Source organism: Bradyrhizobium sp. Ai1a-2, from assembly GCF_000426245.1.
In the GTDB taxonomy this organism is placed as follows: domain Bacteria; phylum Pseudomonadota; class Alphaproteobacteria; order Rhizobiales; family Xanthobacteraceae; genus Bradyrhizobium.
In genome coordinates this window covers 1-15597 of record NZ_AUEZ01000088.1, presented here as the reverse complement: position 1 = coordinate 15597, position 15597 = coordinate 1, and the positions used below count along the sequence as shown (strand labels likewise).

Here is a 15597-nt window from a genome sequence, read left to right as displayed (position 1 = left end):
AATGCCCGAACCGATCCTTCAACTCCGCGACGTGTCCTTGTCGTTTCAGGGTATCAAGGCGCTCAACGCGCTGAGCTTCGCGGTTGCGCGTGGCGAGATCTGCGCGCTGATCGGTCCGAACGGAGCCGGCAAGAGCTCGCTGCTCAACATCATCAACGGGGTGTATCGGGCCGACAGCGGCAGCGTCACGTTCAATGGTGAACAGTTCATCCGGATTCGCCCGGCGCATGCGGCGCATCTGGGCGTTGGCCGGACGTTCCAGCATAACGCGCTGTTCCGTGATCTCAGCGTTCTCGACAATGTGCTGGCCGGACTGATCAGGCATTCCCGAACGACGCTCCTCGAGCACGCCTTTGGGGTAGGCCGGGATCGGCGCGAGACCCGCGAGTTCAACCGCCGGGCGGACGAGATCACCGCGTTCCTGGACCTGACCAGGCATCGCGACACGGTGGTGGCGACGCTTCCCTATGGTGTTCAGAAACGGGTCGATCTCGCACGCGCATTGGTCGGCCGGCCGAGCCTGCTGCTGCTCGACGAGCCGATGGCTGGAATGAACCAGGATGAGAAGCACGAGATGAGCCGCCTGATCCTGGAGACCAATGCAAGCCTCGGCACCACCATCGTGCTCATCGAGCACGACATGAGTGTCGTGATGGGGCTCTCGCATCACGTGGTCGTGCTCGACTATGGCCGCAAGGTTGGGGACGGTTCTCCGGAAGAGGTGCGCAAGAATCCCGACGTGATCTCGGCTTATCTCGGCACGGCGCATTGAGGTCGAGATGAGCTTCTTCATCGAAACGCTGGTCGGTGGCCTGCTCGCGGGCGTCATGTACTCGCTTGTCGCAATCGGATTCGTGCTGGTCTTCAAGGCCTCCGGCGTTTTCAACTTCGCGCAAGGGTCGATGGTGCTGTGCGCCGCGCTCACCTTCGTGACGCTTCACGACAAGGGAATTGACTTCTGGCTGGCCGCGCTGATCACGCTGGCGGTCATGGTGCTGATCGCGATCGCCGTCGAGCGCGTCGTCTTGCGGCCGCTGGTCAATCGCCCGCAGATCACCTTGTTCATGGCGACGCTCGGAGTGTCCTTCGTGATCGAGGGCCTCGCACAGATCGTGATGGGTGCGAGCGTGCACGAGCTCGATCTCGGCATCGTCGATACGCCGATCGAGATCGGCGGAGTTCAGGTCAGCCAGTTCGACCTCGTCGCAGCAGGCACCGCCGGGATTCTCGTGGTCGCGCTCTCGATCTTCTTCAACAAGACCCGCGTCGGGATCGCGCTGCGCGCGATCGCCGACGATCCGCAGGCTGCACTCTCGATCGGGATCAGACTGCAGACGCTGTGGCAGGTCGTGTGGGGCGTCGCCGGCTTTGTCTCACTGGTCGCAGGTCTGCTGTGGGGCGCGCGCCAGGGCGTGCAATTCGCACTGACGCTCGTCGTGCTCAAGGCATTGCCGGTGCTCATCATCGGGGGATTTACCTCGATCACAGGCGCGATCGTCGGCGGCCTGATCGTCGGTGCCGGCGACAGCTTGGCGGAAATCTATCTCGGAAGCCTGTTGGGCGGCAGCGTCTCGACCTGGTTTTCCTATGTGCTGGCGGTCGCCTTTCTCCTGGTCCGGCCGGCCGGTCTGTTCGGCGAAGCGCCGATCGAAAGGATTTGACGTATGTCAGCGATCGGCACGGAAACCATCGAAGGGTTTGGCCCATCTGGCGAGACCGCGCAAAACACACGCGATCGGCTGCGCGCCGGTTCGGTCGGGGTGCTGCTCGCCGCGCTCGCCAGCATTCCGCTTGTAGCGAACGACTACTGGCTCAACGCCGTCCTGATCCCGTTCCTGATCATGTCGCTCACGGCGCTGGGGCTGAACCTGCTGATGGGCTATGCCGGGCAGGCATCGCTCGGCAGCGGCGGGTTCATGTCGGTCGGCGCGTATGCGACCTACAATCTGTTGCTGCGGCTGCCGGAGCTGCCGCTGCCGGTCAGCCTGCTGCTCGGGGGCATCATTTCCGGGCTGGTGGGGATCATCGCGGGGCTGCCGAGCCTGCGGATCAAGGGCTTCTACCTCGTCGCATCGACGCTGGCGACCCAGTTCCTGCTGGAATGGCTGTTCAATCAATATGGCTGGTTCTCGAATTACTCGACCTCGAGCTCGATCTCGGCGCCGCGGCTAGCGTTCCTCGGCCATGATCTCTCGAGCCCGACCGGTCGCTATCTCCTGACCCTCGCCACCGTCGTGGTCGTGACGGCCGTTGCGGCGCGGCTGGTTCGCAGCCAGACCGGCCGGACCTGGATGGCGATCCGCGACATGGACACCGCGGCTTCGGTGATCGGCATTCCCGTATCCGCCGGAAAGCTGAAGGCGTTCTTCGTGAGCTCGCTGGTGATCGGGATCGCGGGCGCGCTCTGGGCTTTTGCCTATCTTGGCACCGTCGATGCACGCAGCTTCAATCTGGACCGTTCGTTCCAAGTGATGTTCGCGATCATCATCGGCGGCATGGGCAGCATCCGTGGCAATTTTCTCGGTGCCGCCTTCATGATCTTCCTGCCGATTCTGCTCGATCATCTCGGGAGCGGGGTGTTCGGCGGTACGGTCGATCCCGGACAACTCGAGAATTTTCAGAAGGCGCTGTTCGGTGCGTTGATCGTCTGGTTCCTGATCAAGGAGCCGCGGGGCCTTGCAGCATTGCTGTCTCGGGCGTGGACGCAGCTGGTCTCGCGGATCAACCGTTAGCAAACGACGAAACCTGTCGTGCGCGGGTGCGAACCGCGCGCACGATCGAACGTGAATTCTGCAATCAAATGGAGGGTTAAGCAGATGTCTTTGTGGAAACAGAAGAGGTTTATTAGCAACGCGGTCGGGCTAGCAGCGCTCGCTTTGTCGGCGGTGGTCGGCACCAGCGTCTCAGCGGAAGAAGCAAAAACGCAATACGTCCCGCTCGCGACCTTCCGGGTCGGAGCCTATGCGTCGAGTGGCATCCCGGTCTGGGCCGGCGAGATCGACTATTTCCGCTACATCAACGAGGTGGAAGGCGGCATCAATGGGATCAAGCTGGTCTGGGACGAATGCGAGACCAATTGGGAAGTCGAGAAGGGCGTTGAATGCTATGAACGGGTGAAGGCCGGCAAGAACGGATCGCCAGTTCCGATCTTCCTGCCGCACGGCGATCCGATCTCGAAGGCTCTGACCGAGAAATCGGTGGCTGACAAGATTCCGCTGGTGACAATCGCGTATGGCCGCACGGAGGCTATCGACGGACGCGTCTTCCCCTACAGCTTCCCCGTCGTCTTCAGCTTCTGGAGCGAAGCCTCTTCGGCGGTCAACTTCATTGCGGAGAAAGTCGGCGGCAAGGACAAGCTGAAGGGTCTCAAGATCGCGACCGTCTATCACGATTCACCCTACGGCAAGGAAACCCAGGTCCCGCTCGCCCATCTCGCGAAGACCTATGGCTTCGAGGACATCCAGATCCCGGTGCCCCATCCCGGCAATGAACAGTCGGCGCAATGGGCCAAGATCCGCCAGCTCAAGCCCGACTGGGTGTTCTTGCGCGGCTGGGGCGTGATGACGCCCGTCGCAATCAAGACAGCCGCCAAGGTGGGCTTCCCGGTTGATCATATCATCGGCGGCATCTGGTCGGGCTCCGAGGAGGACGTCCGTCCCGCTGGCGCGGTCGGCAAGGGCTATCTGGCCATTACGCCGTTCCCCGCGGGTGCTAATTTCGAGATTCATCAGAAGCTCAAGAAGTACATCCTCGACAAGGGGTTAAGCGATCTCAAGGATCTCAAGAGCTTCGGCTCGGTCTACTACAATTCCGGTGTCGACGAAGCCATCATCGCGGTCGAGGCGATCCGGACCGCGCAGGCACATTTTGGTGTGCGGCCGATCAATGGCGAGGAGGCGCAGTGGGGCCTCGAGCATCTCGACCTGTCCGAGAAGCGTCTCGCGGAAATCGGCGCCACGGGCCTCCAGCAGCCGCTGAAGCTATCGGCCAAGGACCATGAGGGCGGCGGTGCCGGCAAGGTGCTGCAGTGGGACGGCGAGAAGTGGAACGTGGTGTCGAACGGCTGGGTGAAGTCCGATCGGGACCTGTTGCTGCCGCTGATCTACGAGCGTGCCGCCGCTTATGCCCGAGAAAAGGGCATCACGCCGCGCGACGCGACCAACTGACGTCGTCGCCTGAGGGATCGCTATGACCACGTCTTCGTTTCTCGAGGTCGACAACATCGAGGTCCTCTACGGTCAGGCGATTCTGGCCCTGCGCGGCGTGTCGCTCAGGGTCGAGCAGAGATCGATCGTTGCTCTTCTCGGCGCCAATGGCGCCGGGAAGACCACGACCTTGAAGGCAATCTCCAACCTGCTTGGGTCAGAACGCGGTCACTTGAGTCGGGGCGCGATCACATGGCGCGGCGAAGCGACCAGCCGGCTCGACCCGGCCGATCTCGTTGCCAGGGGCGTGGTCCAGGTTCTCGAAGGCCGTCATGTCTTTCCCCAGCTTACGGTCGAGGAGAATCTGCTCAGCGGCGGATTCGTGCGTCGGCCGAGCCGTCGCGCGCTCGCCGACGATCTTGAGCGCGTCTACACTTGGTTTCCGCGGCTCAAGCAGCGCCGCAGCGCGCGTTGCGGCCTGACGTCGGGCGGCGAGCAGCAGATGGTCGCGATCGGGCGCGCCCTGATGACGCATCCAACTCTCGTGCTGCTCGACGAGCCTTCGATGGGGCTTGCCCCGATCATCGTGGAGGAGATCTTCCACATCATCCGGGATCTCAACAGGAACGAGGGGGTCAGCTTTCTGCTGGCCGAGCAGAACGCGCATCTCGTGCTTCAGTTTGCCGATCACGGCTACGTTCTCGAGAACGGCAGGGTCGCCGCGTCAGGCACGGCGGCCGAGCTGGCCGAACGTGACGACGTTGCCGAATTCTATCTTGGTGCCGCAACGGCCGGAACGGCGGCGGCGTCCCTTCAGACTCCGATCGCCTGAGCAGGAGCAGCGTATCATGGCCATTCGTTTCGGATATTGGATGCCGCTCGGCAGCGGCGGCTTCGTCATCAGCAACGTTCCCCAGCGGACCGATTGGACGCTTGACTACAACGCCTCCCTCGCGCGCGAGGCCGAAGAGCTCGGTTTCGAATATGGCCTCGCGCCGGCGCGCTTCATTGCAAGTCATGGCTGGGAGCTGCAGCAGGAAGCCATCACCTGCACGGCGGTGCTCTCGGCCCAGACCAAGCGGCTGAAACTCATCAGCGCGATCCACACCGGCTTCTGGCATCCGGCGATGATCGCGAAGGTGGGCGCCACGATCGATGTCTATTCGAAAGGGCGGTTTGCGATCAACATCCTGACCGGCTGGTTCAAGGATGAGTTTCGCGCGTTCGGTGAGCCTTGGCTGGAACATGATGAACGCTACCGCCGCTCGGAAGAATTCATCCAGGTGCTCAAGGGTCTCTGGACGCAGGACCGCTTCACCTTCAAGGGCGACTTCTACAGCATCAATGATGCCTGGTTGAAGCCGCGCCCGATCTCGCAGCCCCATCCGGAGATCTTCCAGGGCGGCAATTCCAAGGCGGCGCGCCGGATGGCCGCGAAATATTCGGACTGGTACTTCCTCAACGGCACGACGGTCGAGGGTGCCAACCAGCAGATCGACGAAGTCCGCGCGCTCGCCAAGACTGAAGGGCGGACCGTCAAGTTCGGGCTCAACGGCTTCATCATCCAGCGGCCGACCGAGCGGGAGGCGCTGGAGCAGCTCGAAGCGATCGTCGCGGGCGCCGACCCCGAGATCGTGCAGGCCTTCGCCGAACAGGTGAAGCAGGCCGGCGCATCGACTGCTGACAGGATCGGGATGTGGGCTGATTCGAGCCATGCCAACCTGGTGCAGCCCAACGACGGCTTCAAGACTCGCTTATTTGGTCCTCCCGAGCTGATTGCGGAGCGCATCCGCGCCTATGAGGCTGTTGGCGTCGACATGATCCTTTGCGCTTTTCTGAACTTTACCGACGAGTTGCCGGCGTTCGGTCGCGAGGTGATTCCGCTCTTGAATACGACCAAAGCTAATAACGTTCACGAGCCTGAACTGGTTTGAGTTAGCTAGGCTGAGATGTGGAAAAGAAGTGAGCTGCGGTCGCAGAGCAATCCAAAACAAAGCGCCACGCAATGGGATATGAGCAGCGTGCGCATCGCTATTTTCGCGACTCGCTCAAGTCATTGGAAATGAGGACGCATCATCATAGCGCGTCAACGGACACGCCTCGTTGCAACGACCAGATTAGGCTGAAGCTATCACTATCCATCCTCATCGTCGAAGAGGTAGCCAAGGTCGGAGCGGTGAAGCTCGGATCGGTAGTCGCGGCCCTCTCCGATATCGCTCATCGCCGAAGCCGCGATCGCCTCTGCACGCTGCCATAAGATTCGATCCATCCATCGAGCGCCTCCTTCGGCGGCGGACCAGCATGCATCGCTGGATAGCCCCCCAATTGAAAATTGCAATGTGCAGAGGGGTGTATCCAGTGAAACTAGGTCGTTCGCCGTCTGATCTGGCCGGTGGTATCTCTGTGCCGAAAAACTTGCCTACAAGATCAGCGAGAACGAAATCGCCGTCGAGCTTTTTCTGTTCGCCGGGCGGGACGGCAACTAACGACCCCGGAGCGAACATGCGGCGTCTTCGTGCTCGACGCCACGCGGACGCTGGTTAAGCGTTTGGCGGAAAGACAACGGCCAGAGGTGCTGCACCTCGACAACATCGTCGCCGATCGCCGGGGCTTGCGGAACCGACTAGAGTCTTTTCCGTTCCGATTGAATCGGAACGAAGCTTTAGATTCTTGTTTTGACGCGTTCTCTTCACGCGAACCGGTATCCACTTCGCTCGAAACGCTCTTGTCCAATCGTCTGGTCGAGGGCACAGACGAATCGCCGCAGGCAAAAGGATGTGCCAATAGCGATCGCCGTGCCCGGTCGCCGTTCTCGGCCGAGAGGTGTGGCCGCAACCGGCGAGCCTTCGCCCTTGGATTGGCGAGACTGACCACCTTGCCCTCCCGAGAGGCTCAATTCTCAAGGGTGCGAGCAAGGAGTATCGCGGAGAAGGACTGCACCGCACCTACCTGGATTGGTGGCAGCCGAATCCAGCCCATTGGTCTATGCTGGTCCTTCAGGACTTGCAGATTTACTTGCAGATTTAGGAGAGATTAGGAGAGACGAGTATGGCTAAACGCGCACGCATTCGCTACGTCAACAAGACGGACAGAAAGAACCCTCACGAAAGAATCACACATGTTGGGGGAACTAACCCCGACGGGACGCCGTGGAAGCGATCCATCGATCAGGCTATCAAAGATATCGAGAGCGACAAATGGGAGTTCTATGTCGAAGAAAACGGCCGCAGGGTTGATGTGGTGTGGGCCACGCACGATGGGCAAAAGTACATCAAGACGGCGGCGGACGACATTCAACCCAACAATCTTCTTCTGCTCGCTAACTGTCCGTGATCTTCAGTAACAGAGACATTTACAACGAGCTATGTTTGAATTTGGGTGACGAGCCCGATCAGACGGCGTGGTTCGGGCATAGAGGTGACCTCGATGCCGTCAGCGAATCTGACACCTGCGATGACCCTCGGCGGGTGATTTGCGCCGTTGAGCCGACGTCAAGTCTTCGATGCGGCACTGATCAATTTGAAGACCATCAGTCTGGTGGTGTTCGGTGAGAGCGCTCCCTTGCTATGCACCGTTCGGTGCCGCGCACCGTGGCGAACACGCTTTCGATCGGGTTCGAGGTGTGCAAATGACCCCAATACTCGCCGGGAAGTCTACGAACGACAGCAGCGCGTCACGATCCTTCCGCCGGCACGCTGAGCGAGATCATCGCTGCCCGATGATCGACGAGGGCCAGGTCCATGGCGGCCTTGCCCAGGGCATCGGGCAGTCCCTGCTCGAGCATGCGGTCTATGACTCGAACGGCCAGCCGGTGACGGCCTCCTTCATGGATTACACCATGCCGCGCGCCGATGACCTGCCGTCGTTCAAGCTCAGCCACACCACGACGCTGTGCCCGCGCAATCCGCTCGGCATCAAGGGCTGCGGCGAGGCCGGCGCGATCAGCGCCTCGCCACAGCCGTCAAGGCTTGATTCGTACGTGGCGTGAGGTTGTAACCTGAGACCGAACGCGCGGCCAATTTCCAAATTGAAGCCGGAGCAGGACGGCTTGTTTGAGATGAAAGCGGACCGTCTTGCGTCTACACGGGCCAGGTTCAAACCCGACGTGCCGCACCGCTCTTTCAAAAGGAGGGTGCGGGTAATGAGCGAACAGAGAGAAGGGGGAGGACTGTCGTTCTTTGGCTTTGTTGCGGTCGTCGACTGAGCGAACGGCTTAGCTCCGGGTCAGCTATGAAGATTTACCTCATCTAGGGAGAGTGGTGTGGAGTCCAACTATAACGAATCGTTCAATACGGACGCTTGGATGCATCAATACGCTGCTTTGCAAGAGCAGCAGCGGGCGAGGCAAGAGTCGGATCATATTCCTGCGGATCGTCGGATTATCGCGCCAATCTCATCAGGGTGATGGCACAGCGCGCGGTGGCAGGGATGGCGTGATCATGGGTTTCTTTTTCGCCGAGCACTTGCCGCGCACTCGGTGAGTTCTCCCCCACTGCGAGGACCTCGTGTCCCCGCGACTTTTTGCGCCGCATTCATCTAGCCAGGAGCAAATCGATATGAGCTGGAAAGCCCCAAAAATCGTCGAATTACCGGTCGGTCTCGAAATCAACGTGTATGCGTGCGCCGTTCGCAAGGAGGTAACCAGAAAGCTGGGAGCTTGAAGACAGATCCTATCCTTGCGGTCAACGGTCGGAGTGAGCGCTACCCTCGTAAACAACACCACACCTTAGGCAATCTCAAGGAGGAGACAAGATGTCGATCACGATGAATCATAACGCCAAGTCTGCCGCTGAAGACCGTACTCAGCCGTTGGCGAATTTCAAACTTGCAGCAGGAGTCACTCTGGCGGTGCTAGCGCTGATGGTGTTCTGGCGCATCTTTCAGCAGGTCTATGCTTGGAGTGCCGGCCTGGATTCGACTGAGCCCGCGTTCGATGCCGCCTGGATGACGTTGCTGAAGGTTGAGCTTAGCGTCATCCCTTTGCTCTGGGTGGTGACCTGGGCGCATCTATGGTTCACGCGAGACCGCAATCTTGGCGCGCTCAAACCGCGGGAAGAGCTCCGGCGTTACTTCAATCTGGTCCTGTTCATCTTCGTCTATGCCTTTTGCGTCTGGTTCGCTACCAGCTTCTTTGCTGAGCAGGACGCCTCATGGCATCAGGTTGTGGTCCGGGATACAAGCTTCACGCCGAGTCACATCGTGCTGTTCTACGGCACCATGCCACTCTACGTGCTATTTGGCGTGGGATCATTTCTGTACGCGATGACGAGGCTGCCGAAGTTCGCAACGCGGATCTCAATTCCATTCGTGCTCGTGGTTGTAGGTCCGTTTCTAATATTGCCGAACTTGGGCTACAACGAGTGGGGTCATGCCTTCTTCCTGATGGAAGAGGTGTTCTCCTATCCCTTGCACTGGGGTTTTGTCGTGATGGGCTGGAGTGTGCTGGCCTTGGGTGGGCTCCTGATCCAGATCGCGATGCACATGCTTGAAGTGATCGGGCGGCTTTCCCAAGAGGACGAAGTTTCGGTCGCCACCCAGCGCTGAAACCGCTTATGAACCATTAATCGCTGACAGCCCGGCATGTGCAAAGCATGCCGTCTTGTAATCATGTCGGGCGTCGGTTTCCAGGAAGGTCGATCTCAACTCGGTAAAAGAATTAGGAGGAAGCCATGCAAGGAGGAACGTCTGTGAGACTGTACGGTCTCGAATGGCCTAAAGAGTCAGCAAGAATCTCAAGAGTGTTAGACCTTCTCGTCGCCGCCATCCTTTTTCTGGCGGTCTCCGGCGCATTCCACCTGCATTACATGCTGACCGCAGGGGACTGGGATATGTGGATCGATTGGAAAGACAGACAGTGGTGGGTCACCCTGACTCCAATTATGGCCATAACATTCCCTGCAGCTTTGCAGTATGTGTTTTGGACGAAATTTAGACTTCCAATCGCCGCTACATTTGCGGTCGTTTGTCTCCTGTTCGGTCAGTGGATAAATCGATATTTCGGTTTCCACCTGTGGTCGTACTTTCCGATGAGCGAGGTCATTCCAGCGCTGCTGATACCTGGCGCACTAGTCCTCGATGTCGCTCTTTTGCTGACCGGGAATTTTTTGTTCACGGCGATGTCCGGCGCCTTTGCATTCGCACTGCTTTTCTACCCGGCTAACTGGTTTTGGCTGGCGCCATATCGGCTACCCGTAGAAGTGATGGGGCAGCTTGTGTCCGTGGGCGATTACATCAGCTATGCCTTCACCCGCACCGCCCTGCCTGAGTATATCCGGCTGATAGAGCGGGGCACGCTTCGAACTTTTGGTGGCCACTCAGCCATTATCGCGTCCTTTTTCTCGGCGTTCGTATCCATACTGATGTATTTGGCGTGGTGGCATATCGGAATGCTCCTCGCTCGTGTGGTAACGACGCCAAACACCCTGAAAAATTTCATGGGGCTCACCGATAAGGATGAGCCAGCTGAGACAGCCCAAAAAGCCATCGACCGCACCAGCCTGCAAGGGCGCTTCGTCGCAACCGAATGATCCTGCTGGGACTGTGGAGGACTCCAAATGAGAACATTCTGTTTCCGCAAAAGCTCATGCGTGCGTGTAATCTTATCGGCAGCGGCGGCGATCATGCAGATCGGAATACTGACCTTCGGCCCAGATGCTGCTCTGGCGCATGGTGAGCGCAATCAGGAGCCGTTTTTGCGGATGCGAACGGCTCATTTTTACGATGTGAAGTGGAGCGCGAACGACATTCCCGTGAACGGTGAAATCGTTGTCACCGGCAAGTTCCGACTCTTCCCGATCTGGCCAGTCAACCTACCCCTTCCCGAAGCGGCCTTTCTGGGAAACGGGACGCCGGGCCCGGTGCTAGCCCGAACCGAGAGCTACATTAATGGCGTCCCAGCAATTCAGTCCACCAAACTGGAGTTGAACCGGGACTATGAATTCAAAACAGTGCTCAAAGGACGAGTGCCTGGCCACCATCACGTCCATCCGATGATCAACGTGATGGGAGCCGGGCCGTTGCTCGGACCGGGAAACTGGCTGTCGGTGACGGGGAACGAAAGCGACTTCAAGCTTCCAATCAAAACTCTCAGTGGCGAGACTATCGACAATCTCGAAACCTGGGGCCTTGGCAGGGTGTTCTTCTGGCATGGCTTGTGGGTTGCGATCGCCATCGTGTGGCTTGTCTGGTGGTTGCGCCGACCGCTCCTGCTGCCTCGTTTACGCGCGTTGACGGAAAAAGGCGGCGATCGATCTCAGCTCGTTACCGGCATCGATCGCCTATTTGGGGCCAGTTTGCTCGTGGCGACGATTCTCATCGTATTCTTCGGCTTTCAGGCGACCGACGCCGCTTATCCAAGGACCGTGCCGCTGCAGGGGTCCCGCGCAACCGTCGAGCCCCTACCGGAAGTGCCTGAGCAGGTCAAAGTTGTGGTCAACAAGTCAAACTATGACGTCCCTGGCCGCTCGCTTCGTATGAACGTGACACTGACGAACAATGGGAGCACGTCAGCACAGCTTGGCGAGTTCTTAACTTCCAATCAGCGCTTCATCAACCATGAGGTTAGCCAGGCAATGGCGACGGTGGATCCGAATTACCCCAAGGAATTGCTTCCTCCGAATGGGCTTAAGGTGAGCGACAGCCGACCGCTCAAGCCGGGTGAAACGAAGACAGTCGATATCGAAGCGGCCGACGCGGCATGGGAGACGGAGCGCTTGAGTAGCCTGATCAACGATCCGGACAATACGTTGGGAGGACTGTTGTTCTTCTATGAAGAGCACGGCAAACGGACAATCTCAAACGTCAGCGGCCCCATGGTCCCTGTATTCACCGATCCCGACAACCGCACGGCTGAGAATCCGAAAGGAGGTGCGGGTTGAATGTCCTAAAAGCCGCAGTGCTTGGAGTTCCATCTTTGCTCCTCATCCTAGACTGCGGTGGGGCGCGGCCAGCGATTGCACACGGGGGAGTATCGATGGAGAGAGACGTGTGCAAGCTTCGCGCTGGGCCTTATATGATGCATTTTACCGGATACCAGCCGGCCAACCAGGGGAATCGGGAATTTTGCGAGGACATTCCGGAAATCGGCCGCACGGTCATCGTCTTGGATGCCGTCGGCGATGTGCTACGTGACCTCCCCATCGAGGTGCGGTTGTTGCGAGACGCCGGCAACGACGTAGACGGCGAGGCCGTCCTTCGAATCCCGCCAAAACAATATCCGACAGGCTCACTATCGTTTCAGTACACGTTCCCCGAATCCGGGCGCTTTGTGGGCCTCGTGACAGTCGGCGACGGACCGAAATACGTATCGAGATTTCCGTTTTCGGTTGGTTACGGCAGCGGGATTTGGGTCCGATATAGGGACAGTTTCGCAATCGTTCTAGGAACGCTGGCAGCCGGGGCCGCCCTTTTTTGGTACTCCACGTTGCGCAAGGAAAGCTAGGCTAGCACTTTGCCGGCCGCTGCCCGGCAATAAGGGTCACACTCATGTCTCACGAAAAACACGGAAACAAGAACGATTACATCCGAGTAGCGACGGGGCCGTCACTCGATCATGCTGGCACGCCAAACTTGACCGCCGGCACCGGCAGGGCGCGAACTAGGCTGATTCAAGCGACGGTAAAAGAACTCTCATCCGCAAGCAGGCGTCCGGTATCAGCGCTTGGCATCACGTTGCTGTGCGTTGGCCTCGTGTGCCTGCCGACGGCTGCCTCTGCACATGCCGCTCTCGTGAAGTCCGATCCCGCGAGCCGGGCCGTGTTAGCTCATTCGCCGCAGCAGATCGAACTGTGCTTCAACGAACGCATAGAGCTCAAGTTTTCGAAAGTGGAGCTCAAGAACGCCAACGGTCAGTCGCTAACGCTTGGCGATTTGAAAGCAGGCAATGATCCGAAGTGCATGGTAACGGCAGTATCTGACATGAGACCGGGCAGCTATTCGGTTCATTACCGCGTGCTCTCGCAAGACGGGCATGTGGTGGACTACGGCTATCAGTTCATCGTCGAGGAACGTTAGGCATGCGGAATGACGGTACTGTTTCCAGCTCTGTGCAAGGCCATCGCTGACATTGCGCTTGCATGGGTCATAGGCGGAGTACTCTTTCTGTTGCTGGCAGCGCCGTCTTCCGATCCGTTCCTTGCCGCTTGGCAAAGACGAGTGCAGGTGAGCTTTCTCTGGGCGGCCGGCATTCACCTCTTCGCTACCGCTGGGTTATTTATCGCTCAAGTCGCGATTGCGACAGATATGGCACTACCGGAGATAGTAGCGGCTGGCCAAACGCTGGAAAGCTTCGGATTTGACACACATTACGGTCGGATCACGCTTGCAAGGTTAGCGCTCTCTCTTCTTTTGCTGCTGCCGACAGCGATCCTAATTCGCGGCTGGTCGAGGCAGCAGCAACGTTTAGCTTCAATCGTGACAGCCGGGACAGCAGCACTGATCGCGCTGATTGGTCCACTTGCTGGACACGCCGCCGGGGAAGACGACAGCCGTTGGCTCGTTCCGACATATCAACTTCACGTGCTCGCGGTTTCTGCTTGGCTTGGGGCCTTACCGGCTTGGATCTGGCTGGTGGCTTCGGTCGCTGTCACCCCCACGGAGACTCGGCGCGTCTATGTCGCAGCGACGCTGCGACGTTTCTCCCAACTAGCAATCGGTTTCGTGGTCGTCGTCGTCGCATCAGGTTTGGTGCTCGCGTTTAGCTCCGCTAGTTCGGCTGGCGAGTGGCTTGGCACGGCCTACGGTCAACTAATGATAACGAAGCTTGCTCTACTTGCATGCATCCTGTTGGTGGCCAATCGGATTCGCACGCGCTTCCTACCCGTCATGGAAACCGTACGAGCAAAACCCGCGGCTTTTCTTGCAGGAGCTGGATGGGCAGCAACTGAATTCTTTTGCGGTGTTCTGATCGTCGGCTGCGCAGCCGCGCTCTCTTCAGTCATACCAGCACGACATGATCAGCCCATCTGGTGGCTGCCGTTTCGCTTTTCGATCGAAGCCACGTGGCCGGCGTGGCCGACGCCCGTTATCGCGGCGGGCGCCTTCTCACTAGCACTATTGTCACTCTTCTGGGGCCTGCTCGTTTGTTTGAGAGAGCCGCAAAAGGTAAAAGCAGTTGCAGCAGGCGCCGCCGCCGTTATTTCGGTCGCAGGCGGTCTGTGGCAGATATCCGTGCCAGCCTATCCCGATACTTACCGCCGCCCGTCGGTTGCCTATTCGACGATATCAATAGCCAATGGAAAGCGTCTATTTGCCCAAAATTGTGCGGCTTGCCACGGCAGCGGAGGGCTTGGCGATGGTCCGGCGGCATCGACCCTTCCCAAGCCGCCCGCGAATTTGAGCGAACCGCACACTGCGCTGCACACGGCCGGCGACATGTTTTGGTGGCTTAGCCATGGAATTCCAAAAAGCGGCATGCCCGGATTTGCTGATGTATTGGACGAACAGGCCCGCTGGGATGTGATCAACTTCCTGCGGACGTTTTCAGAGGGATTTCAGGCGCGCCTCCTGTCGCCTGAAATCGTACCCGATCATCCGTGGCTGGGGGCTCCAAACTTTTTCTTAGAGGACGAGAATGGGGCGGAGAGGGAGCTGAAGGACTTCCGTGAGCAAAGCAATGTGCTGCTCGTGTTTCCCGAAAAGTCCGACGCAATGCGCGTTAAACAGCTACGCCTTGAGCAGAAAAGATTCCGGAAAGAACGATTGTGGGCGATTATCGTGTCGCCGGACGCAAAGCTGGCGGCGGGCGTCCCGAATGTTCGGCGTGGAGCACAAGAGGTTAGAGAAAGTTACGATCTGCTCTCCCGGAGCACTACAAATCGTGGAGATCCCACGCGTTTGGAAATGGGAAGACATTCCATGGAATTCCTAATCGACAGGTTCGGATACATCCGTGCGCGCTGCTTGCAAGAGGAGGACGAATGTGGTTGGCAAAATTCCGACGAGCTGATCTCGCAGGTCCGAGTTCTCAATAGAGAGTCCAAAATTCTCCCGCCACCCGCTCAACATGTGCACTGAATTAGTGGAAATCTTTCAGGGCTCGCAAACAAAGGAGGAAAGCATGCAAATATCATCCCGTCCCAACCGGTTTGGCGATCGATTCGAACAGTTCATTTGGTGCATGATTCTTGTGGCTGGCGCTCTGGTCGCGGCTCCAGCCCACGCACAACACCATGAGCCGGGCATGCACCATATGCACGGGTCTGACGGTGCGCCTGTTGCGAGATCGGGAAATACCGGCGATCTGCCCGCATTGAAGATCCTCCTGCCGCAATCGGGTAATACTATCGGCGAGCGTGTTGCTTTCGTTTTCCAAGCCGACGATAACATCGCAGAAATGACCATGAGCTCTGCCAATCCGAGCGTTCATCTGCATGTTGCGATGGACGAAACCGAGCTCATGCCAATGGCAGACCAGCTGATCCAGCTTGGTGATGGCCGCTATCTCTATGTTTTC

At 58.7% G+C, this 15597-nt stretch carries 16 protein-coding genes and 2 pseudogenes; 16 read left to right on the top strand and 2 right to left on the bottom strand.

Annotation, left to right across the window (positions count from 1 at the left end; genetic code table 11):
• Window position 1 precedes the first annotated feature (1 nt).
• The 6 genes from K288_RS0136155 to sfnG all read left to right on the top strand — a co-directional run bounded on the left by K288_RS0136155 (window position 2) and on the right by sfnG (window position 6079).
• Window positions 2-772, top strand: a complete 771-nt coding sequence (locus K288_RS0136155) for an ABC transporter ATP-binding protein (RefSeq protein WP_027583904.1) — start codon at window positions 2-4, stop codon at window positions 770-772.
• A gap of 7 nt (window positions 773-779) precedes the next feature.
• Window positions 780-1661 carry a branched-chain amino acid ABC transporter permease gene (locus K288_RS0136150; protein WP_027583903.1) on the top strand — a complete coding sequence of 294 codons (882 nt, stop codon included), beginning with the start codon at window positions 780-782 and terminating at the stop codon, window positions 1659-1661.
• Window positions 1662-1664: 3 nt separating this feature from the next.
• Window positions 1665-2732: a branched-chain amino acid ABC transporter permease gene (locus tag K288_RS0136145; RefSeq protein WP_084799996.1), complete on the top strand. Its 1068-nt coding sequence runs from the start codon at window positions 1665-1667 to the stop codon at window positions 2730-2732.
• An 84-nt stretch (window positions 2733-2816) separates the two neighbouring features.
• On the top strand, window positions 2817-4166 hold the full coding sequence (locus tag K288_RS0136140) for an ABC transporter substrate-binding protein (protein WP_051334928.1): 1350 nt from the start codon (window positions 2817-2819) through the stop codon (window positions 4164-4166).
• Between the two features lie 22 nt (window positions 4167-4188).
• On the top strand, window positions 4189-4977 hold the full coding sequence (locus tag K288_RS0136135) for an ABC transporter ATP-binding protein (RefSeq protein WP_027583900.1): 789 nt from the start codon (window positions 4189-4191) through the stop codon (window positions 4975-4977).
• Window positions 4978-4993: 16 nt separating this feature from the next.
• Complete coding sequence (gene sfnG, locus K288_RS0136130) at window positions 4994-6079, top strand: dimethylsulfone monooxygenase SfnG (RefSeq protein WP_043161619.1); 1086 nt, start codon at window positions 4994-4996, stop codon at window positions 6077-6079.
• Between the two features lie 200 nt (window positions 6080-6279).
• Here the strand turns inward: sfnG and K288_RS55570 are convergent, their stop codons facing one another.
• Window positions 6280-6414, bottom strand: coding sequence for a hypothetical protein (locus K288_RS55570; protein ID WP_256378876.1), 135 nt, complete (start codon window positions 6412-6414; stop codon window positions 6280-6282).
• A 779-nt stretch (window positions 6415-7193) separates the two neighbouring features.
• Here K288_RS55570 and K288_RS0136115 point away from each other — a divergent pair.
• The gene (locus K288_RS0136115; protein ID WP_027583897.1) at window positions 7194-7478 is read left to right on the top strand and encodes a DUF3892 domain-containing protein; all 285 of its coding nucleotides are present in this window, start codon (window positions 7194-7196) and stop codon (window positions 7476-7478) included.
• Window positions 7479-7507: 29 nt separating this feature from the next.
• Here K288_RS0136115 and K288_RS55085 read toward each other — a convergent pair.
• Window positions 7508-7829, bottom strand: a pseudogene (locus K288_RS55085) (IS256 family transposase); the annotation flags it as partial.
• A gap of 31 nt (window positions 7830-7860) precedes the next feature.
• On the opposite strand from K288_RS55085, the pseudogene K288_RS0136110 reads away from it, so the two are divergent.
• From K288_RS0136110 to K288_RS52900, 9 genes and pseudogenes are all read left to right on the top strand, one after another.
• Window positions 7861-8097 (top strand): annotated as a pseudogene (locus tag K288_RS0136110) (molybdopterin cofactor-binding domain-containing protein); the annotation flags it as partial.
• 604 nt (window positions 8098-8701) lie between these two features.
• Entirely contained in the window at window positions 8702-8806 is a 105-nt protein-coding gene (gene pqqA, locus K288_RS51170) for a pyrroloquinoline quinone precursor peptide PqqA (protein ID WP_074132567.1), read from the top strand.
• A gap of 91 nt (window positions 8807-8897) precedes the next feature.
• Entirely contained in the window at window positions 8898-9689 is a 792-nt protein-coding gene (gene amoC / locus K288_RS47610) for a bacterial ammonia monooxygenase, subunit AmoC (RefSeq protein ID WP_043161616.1), read from the top strand.
• Between the two features lie 125 nt (window positions 9690-9814).
• Window positions 9815-10672 (top strand): bacterial ammonia monooxygenase, subunit AmoA, encoded by an 858-nt coding sequence (amoA, locus tag K288_RS47605; RefSeq protein WP_084799991.1) that lies wholly within the window; start codon window positions 9815-9817, stop codon window positions 10670-10672.
• A 27-nt stretch (window positions 10673-10699) separates the two neighbouring features.
• Window positions 10700-12022: a bacterial ammonia monooxygenase, subunit AmoB gene (gene amoB, locus K288_RS47600; protein WP_064737387.1), complete on the top strand. Its 1323-nt coding sequence runs from the start codon at window positions 10700-10702 to the stop codon at window positions 12020-12022.
• Between the two features lie 107 nt (window positions 12023-12129).
• Entirely contained in the window at window positions 12130-12585 is a 456-nt protein-coding gene (locus K288_RS0136085) for a hypothetical protein (protein ID WP_152535832.1), read from the top strand.
• A 44-nt stretch (window positions 12586-12629) separates the two neighbouring features.
• On the top strand, window positions 12630-13157 hold the full coding sequence (locus K288_RS0136080; protein ID WP_084799989.1) for a copper resistance CopC family protein: 528 nt from the start codon (window positions 12630-12632) through the stop codon (window positions 13155-13157).
• Between the two features lie 9 nt (window positions 13158-13166).
• Window positions 13167-15158 carry a c-type cytochrome gene (locus K288_RS0136075; RefSeq protein WP_027583893.1) on the top strand — a complete coding sequence of 664 codons (1992 nt, stop codon included), beginning with the start codon at window positions 13167-13169 and terminating at the stop codon, window positions 15156-15158.
• A gap of 43 nt (window positions 15159-15201) precedes the next feature.
• On the top strand, window positions 15202-15597 hold a 396-nt coding region (locus K288_RS52900), incomplete at its 3' end, for a hypothetical protein (RefSeq protein WP_152535831.1).

Excerpts from the sequence above, each read along its gene's own strand:
- amoC (WP_043161616.1), top strand. The coding sequence starts at position 8,898 with ATGTCGATCACGATGAATCATAACGCCAAGTCTGCCGCTGAAGACCGT.
- K288_RS0136155 (WP_027583904.1), top strand. The coding sequence starts at position 2 with ATGCCCGAACCGATCCTTCAACTCCGCGACGTGTCCTTGTCGTTTCAG.
- amoA (WP_084799991.1), top strand. The coding sequence starts at position 9,815 with ATGCAAGGAGGAACGTCTGTGAGACTGTACGGTCTCGAATGGCCTAAA.
- K288_RS0136145 (WP_084799996.1), top strand. The coding sequence starts at position 1,665 with ATGTCAGCGATCGGCACGGAAACCATCGAAGGGTTTGGCCCATCTGGC.
- K288_RS55570 (WP_256378876.1), bottom strand. The coding sequence starts at position 6,414 with ATGGATCGAATCTTATGGCAGCGTGCAGAGGCGATCGCGGCTTCGGCG.
- K288_RS0136075 (WP_027583893.1), top strand. The coding sequence starts at position 13,167 with ATGACGGTACTGTTTCCAGCTCTGTGCAAGGCCATCGCTGACATTGCG.
- K288_RS0136150 (WP_027583903.1), top strand. The coding sequence starts at position 780 with ATGAGCTTCTTCATCGAAACGCTGGTCGGTGGCCTGCTCGCGGGCGTC.
- pqqA (WP_074132567.1), top strand. The coding sequence starts at position 8,702 with ATGAGCTGGAAAGCCCCAAAAATCGTCGAATTACCGGTCGGTCTCGAA.
- K288_RS0136080 (WP_084799989.1), top strand. The coding sequence starts at position 12,630 with ATGTCTCACGAAAAACACGGAAACAAGAACGATTACATCCGAGTAGCG.
- K288_RS0136140 (WP_051334928.1), top strand. The coding sequence starts at position 2,817 with ATGTCTTTGTGGAAACAGAAGAGGTTTATTAGCAACGCGGTCGGGCTA.
- K288_RS0136135 (WP_027583900.1), top strand. The coding sequence starts at position 4,189 with ATGACCACGTCTTCGTTTCTCGAGGTCGACAACATCGAGGTCCTCTAC.
- sfnG (WP_043161619.1), top strand. The coding sequence starts at position 4,994 with ATGGCCATTCGTTTCGGATATTGGATGCCGCTCGGCAGCGGCGGCTTC.
- K288_RS0136115 (WP_027583897.1), top strand. The coding sequence starts at position 7,194 with ATGGCTAAACGCGCACGCATTCGCTACGTCAACAAGACGGACAGAAAG.
- amoB (WP_064737387.1), top strand. The coding sequence starts at position 10,700 with ATGAGAACATTCTGTTTCCGCAAAAGCTCATGCGTGCGTGTAATCTTA.